This window comes from Paenirhodobacter ferrireducens, from assembly GCF_004022265.1.
GTDB lineage: Bacteria > Pseudomonadota > Alphaproteobacteria > Rhodobacterales > Rhodobacteraceae > Rhodobacter > Rhodobacter ferrireducens.
The window spans coordinates 163,229-173,815 of the sequence record NZ_SAVB01000006.1 but is presented as its reverse complement, the minus strand read 5'-3'; the positions used below and the strand labels follow the sequence as shown (position 1 = coordinate 173,815).

Here is a 10,587-nt window from a genome sequence, read left to right as displayed (position 1 = left end):
ATGAGGAGAGCATAGCATGAGACCGACCTTTGTCGAGACGAGCAACGTCAGGGAGTTCTATGGCGCCCTGAAGAAGGTCAATGAACGCGGCGCGCAAGAGGCGTGCCTCGTGGTGGTGGATGGAAAGCCGGGCCTGGGCAAGACCACCACGATCAACCGCTGGACCACCCAGACCGGGAGCATCTACCTGCGTGCCCAGAAAGGCTGGGACTACAGCTGGTTCATCCAGGAGCTGCTCGCAGAGCTCTCGGTTGATCCGAAGAGCATCCGCGGGAAGCGTGACCGCTTTGCCCGGGCGCTGCAGGAGCTGCAGGACCGTGCCGAGAGGGCGATGCTGCTCGACCGGACGTTCGGCCTGGTGATCGATGAATGCGATCTGGTCTCCTCGCGCGGTGAAATCATGGAGGCGATCCGCGGGATCTCTGACCTCAAGTTCCTGCCGACCATTCTCGTCGGTATGGGCACGCTGCGCGACAACCTGCGCCGCTTCCCGCAGATCGAAAGCCGCGCCCCGAACAAGGTCAGCTTCCTGCCCGCAACGATCGAGGATGCCCGCGCGCTGATCGCTGGCCGCTGCGAAGTGCCGGTTGCAGATGACCTTGTCCAGTATGTCTGGAAGGCCTCGCGTGGGTTCAACCGCGAAATCCTTGACGCTATTGCGCATATCGAGCGCTTCGGCATGCGGGCTGATGTTGGGGAAACCGGTGTGACGGTCTCCGATATGGCTGGTCAGCCGATCATGACGGACCGCACGACCGGGAAAGAGATCATCGTCACGGGGGCGTTGTGATGGTCGATCGCTACCACCCTGGAAAAGCTCCCACGGCGCTGCTCACGGCCCTTTGCGACGGGTCCTGCCGTACGATCTCCCAGCTGGAAGAAGAACTCGACCTCACGCGCCGTCAGGTCTCTGACGCCGCTGCAGCCCTGCTGCGGCGGGATTACCTGATGCGGATGGAGGTCGGCTGCTACAAGCTGACAGACGAAGGTATCTCGGCAGCAGAACGCGGCGAGGTGATCACATCCGGGCCGCGCGGAAAACATACGGGCTGCAAGGTCATCCAGAATACGTTTCGCCAGCGCGCCTGGCTCTCGATGCGGACCAGGGGGCGCTTCACAGTCGGTGACCTCGTCTGCGACGCAGCCAATGGCGATGATCGCAACCCGATCGACAACGTCAGGCGCTATCTGACGGTCCTCGTGCGCGCTGGATATGTGATTGAGCTGCCGCGCCGCGTGGCGGGAACTGCACCGACATCGAACGGCTACAAGCTCTTCGCACTGGCGAAGAACACCGGGCGGGAAGCCCCCGTCTACCAACCGACGAAGCAGGTTCTGCGCGACCTCAATCTGGGGGAGGATGTGCCGTGCACGCGCGCCTGATCGACATGCCTGATCCTGAGTGGCTGCAGATCCTCCGCGACGAGGTTGCAAAGCCCGGGGCGACCATCGCAGGTGTCGCCGCCTCGATCGGGATGAAGCGCACGGCCCTGTCGATGCTGCTCTCGGGCAAGTATCCCGCCAAGCTGGACAAGGTCAGCGCCAAGTTCGGCCCGGTCGTCCTGGATCGTTACCGCGATCAGGTGCTGTGCCCGCATTTGCGCCGCGGCATCGGCGCGGACGAGTGCCGCACCCACGCGACCGCCCCGATGTCCACCTCCAACCCCGTCAAACTCGCGCAGTGGTCGGCCTGCCGCCGTTGCCCGCTCAACCCCACCAAGGAACAAAAGAATGTCTGACTTCTCTCCCGCTTCCATCCCGACCGGCATCGTCGAGATCTCCGGCCAGCAGTACATGCGCGACGCCACTGGCGGCTATCGCCCCGTGTCGCTGATCAAGCCGACCGACAAGCTGATCGACGAGCAGGTTCGCAAGATCTTCGGTTTCGCCGTTGCGCTGAGCGAGCAGGTTGCCCGGTTCAAGGGCCATACCTTCGACGACCTGGGCGAACTGGATGCGCTGCTCGAGCAGGAATATGGGCTCACCGTCGGCGGCAAGAAGGGCAACAAGAGCTACACCAGCTTCGATGGCCTGATGAAGGTCGAGATCCGCGTGTCCGACCTGATGACCTTCGGCCCCGAGCTTCAGATCGCGAAAGCACTGATCGATGAGTGCCTGAACGAATGGTCGGCCGAGAGCCGCCCCGAGATCCGCGCGATCGTCACGCGCGCCTTCAACACCGACAAGGAAGGCCAGATCAATCGCGGGGAGGTCTTCATGCTGCTGCGGCTGGAGATCGAGGACGAGCGCTGGCAGCAGGCCATGCGTGCGATCCGTGATGCGATCCGGGTGATCGGCTCGAAGACCTACATGCGCTTCTCGATGCGTGATGCCTTCGATGCGCCCTGGCAGACCGTCACCATCGATCTGGCGAAAGCCTGACCAACCACCAACCACCAACCACCAACCATTACAGGAGAAACACCATGGCAAAGACCTTCCCGAAATCCGCACTCGCCCGCCAGCTCGCCGAGGAGATGGGCTGGAATGTCACCAACACCGAACGGGCCGTCAATCGCGTGTTCGATCTGATCCGCGAACATGCCGAGGCTGGGGAGCGCGTCAGCATCGGGACGTTCGGTGCGTTCAGCGTCAAGAAACGTGCAGCCCGCACCGCCCGCAACCCGCATACCGGCGCCGCGGTCGAGGTGCCCGCGCGCGATGTGCTGGCGTTCAAGCCCTTCAAGACCATCTGAGCGAAACGCCCTGCGGGGCGTCGTCGCGGCGTGGTGGCCGCGGCCTGATGAGCAGCTGGAGGATAGTTTAGAGCCATGAGCCACTTCTCCCTTTACGGAGATCCGGATGCCGAGATGCGACTGAAGTCATTCACAGGAACATCGAAAAACGGAAAATCGGTCATCCGCATCGAAATCGAGTGCAGCACACCGTGGCGCTTTGGCTATGCCTTGGAGGAGCTCGGAAAGGTGCAGGACGGCCAAAAGCCTCAGAAGGCTCCGCCGAAGAAGCCTGCGAAGGCGAAAGCCTTGGCGCTGCCGCCACCGCAGCTCATGCTTCCTGATCCAGGGCAGCACTGACATGAACACCTTCGCGATCATCAACATCGCCCGCCAGCAGCTGGATCTGGACGAAGACACCTATCGTGCGCTCCTGGAGCGGGTGACGGGAAAATCGTCGCTGCGCCAGATGTCTGAACGCGAACGCAGCAGCGTCGTCGACGAGCTGAAGCGCAAGGGGTTCCGGATCCGGCGTTCCGGCAAGGCCCTGCCGCCGTCGACAAAGCCCTATGTCCGCCTGATCCATGCTCTCTGGACGAGCTGCGCCCGGTATGGGGTCATCGAGACTGGATCGCGCGAGGCCTTGCGGGCCTTCTGCAAGCGGTTCATCGCCCATGGCGTCGATGCCGTCGCGGTTGATCCCGACATGCTCAGCTATGACCAGGCGACACCGATCATCGAAGCGTTGAAGCGGATGGAAGCGCGCGGAAAGGCCCTGAGCCGTGGATAAACGCATCCCCAATGCCGAAATCCGCCGGGTCTGGATGGACCCGAGCCTGACGGAAGGGCGGCGGCCGGTGATCCCGGAAGCGGAACTGCGGGTGCTCTGGCTCGCGGATGTGCTTGTCCGCGATATTGCGGCCCTGTATCAGTGCCCGACCAATTCCGTGCGCCAGGCATCGAAACGGATCTGGCTCGATCGCAGGCCGCGGGGGCGCCATGAGACGATCACCCTTGCCGAATATCGCATTCGCCTGATCCGCCAGGCAAACAGGCCGGGAATGCCGCTTTCGGATGCGCAGCGCGGCATCCTCGCCAGAATACGTCAGGACTGACCCAATGAAACAGCATCTGCCTTCCCAACTGGATGATGTGCCGGACTCGCTGCTGGACGTTGCCGAAACGTTCGGTCTTGGCGTCGCGCTGCGTCTCATGCAAGAGTTCGGCGGGCAGGAGCTGGAATTCCCGCGCCGGTTTCGCGAGACGCGGCAGCCGTGCCGCGCCATCGTCGAGCTGCTGGGAGCCGATGTCGGCGAGCAGGTTTGCCACTTCCTTGCCGGCATGAGGGTCTATGTGCCGAACGGCAAGGTGCGGCGCCTTCGCCCCGAGATTGCCTCGCTGCAGGCAAGCGGCCGGGATCGGCGCGAGATCGCCAGGCTGCTCGGGATCTCGCAGCGCCATGTCAGGCGCCTGGCGAACCGCCCGCCGGATCCGCTCCCCCTGTTTCCTGACTGGTAACAGCGCACCCCCGGACATTGTCCGGGGGTTTGGCTTTTCGGGCGCGCGTAGACCGGACCTGCCACCCGGCGACGAAAGCAGGCCCCACCATGACCAATCCGGCACTCTCCCTCATCCAGACGGGTCTTCGTGACCTCGGCTATCAGCCGGGTGGCATCGACGGTATTTTCGGGGGGAAGACCAGAGGCGCCGCGGAAGCATGGCTGGCCGCCAGCGGCGCCCCCGCGGAAACCAGCATTGCCCCCGATACCACGTCGATCATCTACCAGGGCGCCGCGCGCTATCCCGTGCATGAGATCGTCGTCCACTGCTCGGCGACCCGCCCCGGCTGGCTCGAGCTCGAAGGGTTCGCGGCGCAGTTCAAGGAGATCCGTCGCTGGCATGTCGAGGACCGCGGCTGGCGTGATATCGGCTATCACTGGGTGATCGGCCGCAGTGGCGTGGTCATCGCCGGGCGCCCTGAAACCGAGATCGGCGCCGGCGTGGTCGGGCACAATTCCGGCGTGATCCATATCTGTCTGATCGGCGGCTTCGGATCGACCGAGAACGATGCGTTCAGCACCAATTTCACCGCCGCGCAGGATGCGCGCCTGCGCGCGCAGATCCAGGCGATCAGCATGCGCACCCAGATCACCCGGATCTCCGGCCACAACGAATGGGCGGCGAAGGCGTGCCCGGGCTTCAACGTTCCCTCCTGGCTGAAAGGAGCCTGACATGAATTCCGTCTATGTCCGCATCTTCCTCTATGTCGTGTCGCCCGTGCTGACCACGCTCGTCGCACTGATCCCCGGATGGGGCGTGACCTATACCGACGGCGTGCTCACCGTGGACCTGTCCACCGCCGCCGGCGCCGCGGTTGCCGCGCTCGGGATCTCCTCGGCGATCTTCGCCAAGTGGGGCGTCAAGTAGGCGCCCGACCTCTGCCAGGGAATACAGACGTGACCGACGTCAACTTCACCACGCACCATGCGGATCGCATCGATCATGCCCATAGTCGCCTCGACGGGCTCGATCAGCGCGTGACCAAGCTCGAGACGTCGGAGGCGGTCAATGCCGAGCGGATGAACTACATCCACGGCAGCCTCAACTCGATCAACGCCAACATCAACAAGGTCGTCTGGCTCATCATCTCGTCGCTTCTGCTCGGGGTCATCGCCTTCATCGTCAAGGGAGGGCTGACCATTGGCCAATAACGACGAGATCCGCCGCCGCGCGCGCTCCGACTATGTGTTCCGCCGCCTGACTGCCTCAACCATCGCCGCGGCCTATGGCGTGAGCGAGGTCACGATCGGACGCTGGAAGAAGAAGGCGAAGGCAGACGGCGATGACTGGGACATGGCGCGCACCGCGGCCGTGATGTCCGGCCAGGGCGGCGATGTCGTCACCTCGATCGTGCTCGAGGAGTATATGCTGCAGGCGCAGCAGCTGCTGCACCAGATCAAGGAAGGCGCGCTCGACGTCGAGACGAAGGTCAAACTGATGGCCTCGCTCGCCGATTCCACCACGAAGATGGTCGCTGCGGCCTCGCGCGCTGCGCCGCGGCTCTCGGAGCTGGGCGTGGCCCAGGCGGTGGTCGAGGAGCTCGTGGACTTCGTACGCGAGAAGTTCCCGCATCACATCGAAGCGGTTCAGGAACTGCTGGCCCCCTTCGCGGATCACATCTCGCTGTGCTTCACGCCATGAGGTGATCCATGGCCGCCCGTCCACAGCGCAAGAAGCTCAGCGTCAAGGAATTCAAGGACAGCATTCAGCAGAAGGCCGACGAACTTGCCCGCTGGATCGACCTTTCCGTCGATGCCTTCCCGACCGACCTCGCGGCAAAGCGGGACCGACTGGCGCGTGTGCGGGGCGATGACGGCTTTCGCTTCTTCCTCGAGACCTATCTGCCGCATTACGTGAAGGGCGAGCCGTCGCTCTTTCACGAAGCGGTATTCCGGCTGGCCCCGGAGATCCTCGGGTCCGAGAGGGGCGCCCGTGAGCTTCTGATCGCACCACGAGGGTCGTCTAAATCGACGCACCTCTCGCTCGGCTTCGCGCTCTACTGCATCATGCTCAGCGAGAAGCGCTATATTATCGAGGTCTGCGACGTCTATGCGCAGGCGGCGCTGCTCATCGAGGCGATCAAGGCCGAGCTGACCACCAATATCCGCCTGCAGAGCGATTTCCCCGATGCCTGCGGCGCGGGGCGCGTCTGGCGCGAAGGTGAGATCGTCACGGCGAACAACATCCGCGTCGAGGGTCTCGGCGCGCTGCAGAAGCTGCGCGGCCGCCGGCATGGCCCGCATCGTCCCGACCTGATGTTCTTCGACGACCTCGAGAACGACGAGCAGGTCCGCAGCCCGGAGCAGCGCCAGAAGCTCGAGAACTGGGTCTACCGCGCCGCGCTGCAGGTCGGGCCGCCGGATGGGTCAATGGATGTGGTCTGGGTCGGCACGGTTCTGCATTTTGATGCTGTCGTGGTGCGAGCCTCCAAGAAGCCGATGTGGCGGGTCACCGAGTTTCAGGCGATCGTGCGCTGGCCGGACCGGATGGACCTGTGGGACGCGTTCGAGGAGGTCTATCAGAACGACGGTGAGCCCGCGGCGCGCGCGTTCTATGCCGCTAACCAGGCGGAGATGGATGCGGGCGCAGTCGTCAACTGGCCGTCTGTCCAGCCACTCGTCGAGCTGATGCTGAAGCGCGCCGAGTCGCACGACGCCTTTCAGACCGAATACCAGAACAAGCCCATCAGCGATGGGAACCCCTTCGGCGATCTGACCTGGTGGGTACAGGTTCGCCGCGATCTGGTGTTCTTCGGCGCCATCGACCCGTCGCTGGGCCGCAAGTCGCGGGGCCGTGACCCATCCGCAATCCTGATCGGCGGCATGGACCGGCTGACCGGCACCATGGACCTCGTCGAGGCCTCGATCCGGCGCCGCCTGCCCGATCTGATCATCGCCGACACGATCGCGCTGCAGCGCGAATACGGCTGCGTCCTGTGGTTCGTCGAGGCGGTCCAGTTCCAGGAGTTCCTGCGTACCTCGCTGATGGTCGAGGCCGCGAAACAGGGTGTGGGGATCTCCGCGATCCCGATCACGCCGAGCTCTGACAAGAACCTGCGCATCGAGCGTCTGCAGCCGCCGATCGCTGCCGGACTGATCCGGCTGCACCAGAGCCAAACGACGCTGATCGACCAGCTGCAGCAATGGCCGAATGCCGATCATGATGACGGCCCGGACTGCCTCGACATGCTCTGGCAAAACGCCCTGAAATATTCCGGCGGCATCGGCGGTCTCGGCGGCGGGTCGATCATGACGGCGGGCCGGTCGTCATCTGACTTCATGAGGGGGTATCGGTTGTGAGCCGCAAGAAAAGATCCACGGCGTCCTTCGCCGCAGATCCTGCTATCGACGCCCGCAAGAACTTGCCGGCTCAGGCGCGGGCACTCGTTGCGAACGCACGCAACGACATCACGCTCCCGGTCTATACCGGGCGCATGCAGCCGCTCGACGACACGCTGCTCGAGCGGGGCGACGGCAAGGGCCTGAAGATCTATGACGAGATCGAGCGCGATACCTGGGCGGGTTCGGTCCTCGACAAACGCAAGAAGCAGCTGACGGCCCGCGAGTGGCGGGTCGAGCCCGCGAATGATCCGAGCGCGCGTGACATCGAGGCGGCGGCAGTGGTGCGTCAGGTCTTCGAAAGCCTGCCCTTCGACCGCATCTGCGAAGATCTGCTCGATGCCACCCTGAAGGGCTTCGCGATTTCCGAGGTGGTCTGGGCGCGTGACGGAGCGGGGATCTGGCCACAGCAGATCGTGGCGCACGATCAGCGCCGATTCGTCTTCGACGAGGAGTGGCGCCCGCGCCTGCTGACCATGGCAAACATGTATCTGGGCGAGGAGCTTCCCGAGCGGAAGTTCATCGTCCATCGCTTCGGTGTGAAGGGCAACAACCCCTATGGTCTCGGCCTGGGGTCATCGCTGTTCTGGCCGGTCCTGTTCAAGCGCGAGGGCATCGCCTTCTGGATGCTGTTCCTCGACAAGTTCGCAGGGCCGACGGTGGTGGGTGAAACGCCCTTCGGATCGCTGCCGGAGGTCGATCGCAAGACCATCGATGCACTCGCCGGGGCGCGTACCAGTTCAGCCATCCTGGTGCCGACCGGGACCAACACCAAGTTTCTGGAAGCGTCAAAATCCGGCTCGATCACCTACCGCGATTTCCTCGAGTATTGGGACAAGCAGATCTCGATCCGGGTCAACGGGGAGACCCTGTCCACCGACATCGGGTCGAGCGGATCCCGGGCGGCGGCCGAGACCCACGCCGACCAGCTCGGCCTCTTGGTCGATGGCGATTCCGACCTGTTGTCCGCTACCCTGCGCGACACGCTGATCCGCTGGATCGTCGAATACAACGTGCCAGGCGCGCGCCTGCCGTCCGTCTGGCGCGAGCGTCCGGCAGACGCCAAGGCAGAGGCCGAGACCAGGAAAGCCGAAGCGGAGGCGGCCGCGGCCACGAACAGCGCGCTGCGCGACGTGCTCCAGATCGCGGCGAAACTGACCGATGATGCCGTTGCACGGAAGCTCATCGTGGCGTCTGGCCTCGTTGGCGATCTGGATGACGATGTGATCGATGCCCTGGTGACGATCCGCGGTGATCTGCGGGAGGCTCCGCCGGTCGATCCTGTTCCCGGTGTTCCAACGGGGGTGCCTGGCGTGACACGCGCGCCGGTTTCGGTCGGGGCTGCGCCCCGCCTGCCCGGTGTCACTCGGTGAGCGCTCCGCCTTGCCCCTGCTGCTCCTACGCGGTCGATGACCGGCCAGCCGGGATCGCGGCGCAGGCGACGCAGGCGGCACGTCCGCTGATCGAAGCACGGATCTCTGCGATCCGCGAGGTGATCGAGCGGGCGGAGAGCTTTGACGCTGCTGCTCGCGGGCTGCTCGACCTCGCTGCCAGCTGGACACCAGAGGCGTTTGGCAAGCTGATCGGATCGGCGACGGAACTGGCGGCCTGGGAGGGGCGCGAGGCGGTCTTTCTCGATCTGGACGAGGAGGAGCTGACCAGCTTCTATGCCCCCTGGTTCGTCGCGCCAGACCTGCAGCCTCCGAGCGCCGAGTTTGCGGACAAGGGGATCCTCTTCAATTTCCAGCCGCAGATCGACTTCCTGAAGCAGAAGCGGCCGGCGGCATCGAAGGTCTGGACCGACAAGATGTTCGGCGACCATGACCGCGAGTTCGTCGTGGCGGGTGTCACCGATCTTGCCATGGCGGAGGAGTTTCACCAGGCCATTCTGGATGCTGTCGATGGCGGCGGCGGATACAAGTCCTTCGCCGCTGATTTTGACCGGCTCGTCGAGAAATACGGCTGGTCCTACAACGGCGGCCGCGAATGGCGGATCCGGACGATTTTCGACACCAACGTGCGCACGAGCTACATGGCGGGCCGCCTTGCCATGATGCGAGACCCTGACGTGGTCCGGCTGCAGCCATGGTGGCAGTATATCCACGGTGAAAGCCGGACGCCGCTGCAGCCCCGGCCGATGCATGTCGCTTGGGACGGTCTGCTCGCGCGCCATGACGACCCGTGGTGGGACATCCATTTCCCGCCGAACGACTGGCTGTGTTCCTGCGGCGTCCGTGCGATGTCCGAGCGGCGCGCCATGCAGCAGCCGCGGTGGGGCCAGATTCCACCCGCGGACATCATGCGCAGCGTGCTCGATCGGACCAACCAGCGCACGGTGCAGATGCCGCAGGGGATCGGCCTTGGCTGGGACTATCAGCCGGGAAATCTCTGGGAGCGCGGCATGGTGCCGTCAAAGCTCGAGGAGGAGGCCGGTGGTTTGACGCCAGACGGGCGCCATGCAGTGCAGATCGATACGCCCGAGCCGATCGCTGATCTGGTCGCCGCCGCAAAGCCGTTCACCGCGACGCCGCTGCCGCTCAATGTGCGCGATGAGGACTACGTCACGGCCTTCCTCAAGCCGTTCGGCGCCGCGATTGGCCACGCGGTGCCCTGGACCGACCCGACCGGTGTCACCCTGCCGATCTCGGATGAGCTGTTTCGCGAGACGGCGACGGGCGCATGGAAGGTGGGAAAGAGGGATCGGGCATCCCTTACGCCGCTGCTGGCGGAAGCGCTTCTTGACCCGGATGAAATCTGGGTCGGGGTCGCGCGAAAGGTCAACCGACAGACGGGAGCGGAAGTGCTGACCGTCGATCGGCGCTACATCCGCACCGATGGGAAATCCGGGCTCATGGTGGTCTTCGAGGTCGGTCGTCGGTGGTGGCAGGAAATCACCGCCTACAACACGACCGACAAGAAGGGGAACCCGGATCTCGCGCTGCTCAATCGCCGCCGGGGCGGAAAGCTCGTCTGGTCGCGACCGAGGAAGTAAGGACCCGCCGGGGTGATCCGGC

General features: G+C 64.4%; 16 protein-coding genes and 1 other RNA gene. All 17 read left to right on the top strand.

Annotated features, from left to right (window positions below; translation table 11 throughout):
* The first annotated feature begins 16 nt into the window (after positions 1-16).
* Positions 17-790, top strand: coding sequence for an AAA family ATPase (locus tag EOW65_RS06645; RefSeq protein ID WP_128148183.1), 774 nt, complete (start codon positions 17-19; stop codon positions 788-790).
* Entirely contained in the window at positions 790-1,383 is a 594-nt protein-coding gene (locus EOW65_RS06640; protein WP_128148182.1) for a hypothetical protein, read from the top strand. The genes EOW65_RS06645 and EOW65_RS06640 overlap by 1 nt, the downstream gene beginning before the upstream one ends.
* Positions 1,368-1,739: a hypothetical protein gene (locus EOW65_RS06635; protein ID WP_240664539.1), complete on the top strand. Its 372-nt coding sequence runs from the start codon at positions 1,368-1,370 to the stop codon at positions 1,737-1,739. The genes EOW65_RS06640 and EOW65_RS06635 overlap by 16 nt, the downstream gene beginning before the upstream one ends.
* Positions 1,732-2,382 carry a DUF3164 family protein gene (locus EOW65_RS06630; protein WP_128148181.1) on the top strand — a complete coding sequence of 217 codons (651 nt, stop codon included), beginning with the start codon at positions 1,732-1,734 and terminating at the stop codon, positions 2,380-2,382. The genes EOW65_RS06635 and EOW65_RS06630 overlap by 8 nt, the downstream gene beginning before the upstream one ends.
* Before the next feature lie 44 nt (positions 2,383-2,426).
* The gene (locus EOW65_RS06625) at positions 2,427-2,696 is read left to right on the top strand and encodes an HU family DNA-binding protein (RefSeq protein WP_128148180.1); all 270 of its coding nucleotides are present in this window, start codon (positions 2,427-2,429) and stop codon (positions 2,694-2,696) included.
* An RNA gene (locus EOW65_RS06620) (hammerhead ribozyme type II) lies at positions 2,695-2,757 on the top strand. Before EOW65_RS06625 ends, EOW65_RS06620 begins: the two co-directional genes overlap by 2 nt.
* A 14-nt stretch (positions 2,758-2,771) precedes the next feature.
* Positions 2,772-3,035, top strand: a complete 264-nt coding sequence (locus tag EOW65_RS06615; RefSeq protein ID WP_128148179.1) for a hypothetical protein — start codon at positions 2,772-2,774, stop codon at positions 3,033-3,035.
* A 1-nt stretch (position 3,036) separates the two neighbouring features.
* Positions 3,037-3,465, top strand: coding sequence for a gp16 family protein (locus EOW65_RS06610; protein ID WP_128148178.1), 429 nt, complete (start codon positions 3,037-3,039; stop codon positions 3,463-3,465).
* The gene (locus EOW65_RS06605; RefSeq protein WP_128148177.1) at positions 3,458-3,790 is read left to right on the top strand and encodes a hypothetical protein; all 333 of its coding nucleotides are present in this window, start codon (positions 3,458-3,460) and stop codon (positions 3,788-3,790) included. The genes EOW65_RS06610 and EOW65_RS06605 overlap by 8 nt, the downstream gene beginning before the upstream one ends.
* 4 nt (positions 3,791-3,794) lie before the next feature.
* A complete protein-coding gene (locus EOW65_RS06600) occupies positions 3,795-4,193 on the top strand; it encodes a hypothetical protein (RefSeq protein WP_128148176.1) in 399 nt (132 codons plus the stop codon).
* Positions 4,194-4,282: 89 nt separating this feature from the next.
* Positions 4,283-4,906 carry an N-acetylmuramoyl-L-alanine amidase gene (locus EOW65_RS06595; protein WP_128148175.1) on the top strand — a complete coding sequence of 208 codons (624 nt, stop codon included), beginning with the start codon at positions 4,283-4,285 and terminating at the stop codon, positions 4,904-4,906.
* Position 4,907: 1 nt separating this feature from the next.
* Positions 4,908-5,102, top strand: coding sequence for a hypothetical protein (locus EOW65_RS06590; RefSeq protein WP_128148174.1), 195 nt, complete (start codon positions 4,908-4,910; stop codon positions 5,100-5,102).
* 29 nt (positions 5,103-5,131) lie between these two features.
* Positions 5,132-5,386, top strand: a complete 255-nt coding sequence (locus tag EOW65_RS06585; RefSeq protein WP_128148173.1) for a hypothetical protein — start codon at positions 5,132-5,134, stop codon at positions 5,384-5,386.
* Positions 5,376-5,876 carry a DUF1804 family protein gene (locus tag EOW65_RS06580; RefSeq protein ID WP_128148172.1) on the top strand — a complete coding sequence of 167 codons (501 nt, stop codon included), beginning with the start codon at positions 5,376-5,378 and terminating at the stop codon, positions 5,874-5,876. Before EOW65_RS06585 ends, EOW65_RS06580 begins: the two co-directional genes overlap by 11 nt.
* An 8-nt stretch (positions 5,877-5,884) precedes the next feature.
* Positions 5,885-7,534 carry a phage terminase large subunit gene (gene terL, locus EOW65_RS06575; protein WP_128148171.1) on the top strand — a complete coding sequence of 550 codons (1,650 nt, stop codon included), beginning with the start codon at positions 5,885-5,887 and terminating at the stop codon, positions 7,532-7,534.
* On the top strand, positions 7,531-8,946 hold the full coding sequence (locus EOW65_RS06570; protein ID WP_240664537.1) for a phage portal protein family protein: 1,416 nt from the start codon (positions 7,531-7,533) through the stop codon (positions 8,944-8,946). The genes terL and EOW65_RS06570 overlap by 4 nt, the downstream gene beginning before the upstream one ends.
* Positions 8,943-10,565 carry a PBECR2 nuclease fold domain-containing protein gene (locus EOW65_RS06565; protein WP_240664535.1) on the top strand — a complete coding sequence of 541 codons (1,623 nt, stop codon included), beginning with the start codon at positions 8,943-8,945 and terminating at the stop codon, positions 10,563-10,565. The genes EOW65_RS06570 and EOW65_RS06565 overlap by 4 nt, the downstream gene beginning before the upstream one ends.
* Positions 10,566-10,587: the final 22 nt, after the last annotated feature.

Bases quoted from the DNA above. Each gene is read 5' to 3' on its own strand.
- EOW65_RS06645 (WP_128148183.1), top strand. From the start codon at position 17: ATGAGACCGACCTTTGTCGAGACGAGCAACGTCAGGGAGTTCTATGGC.
- EOW65_RS06640 (WP_128148182.1), top strand. From the start codon at position 790: ATGGTCGATCGCTACCACCCTGGAAAAGCTCCCACGGCGCTGCTCACG.
- EOW65_RS06630 (WP_128148181.1), top strand. From the start codon at position 1,732: ATGTCTGACTTCTCTCCCGCTTCCATCCCGACCGGCATCGTCGAGATC.
- EOW65_RS06625 (WP_128148180.1), top strand. From the start codon at position 2,427: ATGGCAAAGACCTTCCCGAAATCCGCACTCGCCCGCCAGCTCGCCGAG.
- EOW65_RS06615 (WP_128148179.1), top strand. From the start codon at position 2,772: ATGAGCCACTTCTCCCTTTACGGAGATCCGGATGCCGAGATGCGACTG.
- EOW65_RS06610 (WP_128148178.1), top strand. From the start codon at position 3,037: ATGAACACCTTCGCGATCATCAACATCGCCCGCCAGCAGCTGGATCTG.
- EOW65_RS06600 (WP_128148176.1), top strand. From the start codon at position 3,795: ATGAAACAGCATCTGCCTTCCCAACTGGATGATGTGCCGGACTCGCTG.
- EOW65_RS06595 (WP_128148175.1), top strand. From the start codon at position 4,283: ATGACCAATCCGGCACTCTCCCTCATCCAGACGGGTCTTCGTGACCTC.
- EOW65_RS06590 (WP_128148174.1), top strand. From the start codon at position 4,908: ATGAATTCCGTCTATGTCCGCATCTTCCTCTATGTCGTGTCGCCCGTG.
- terL (WP_128148171.1), top strand. From the start codon at position 5,885: ATGGCCGCCCGTCCACAGCGCAAGAAGCTCAGCGTCAAGGAATTCAAG.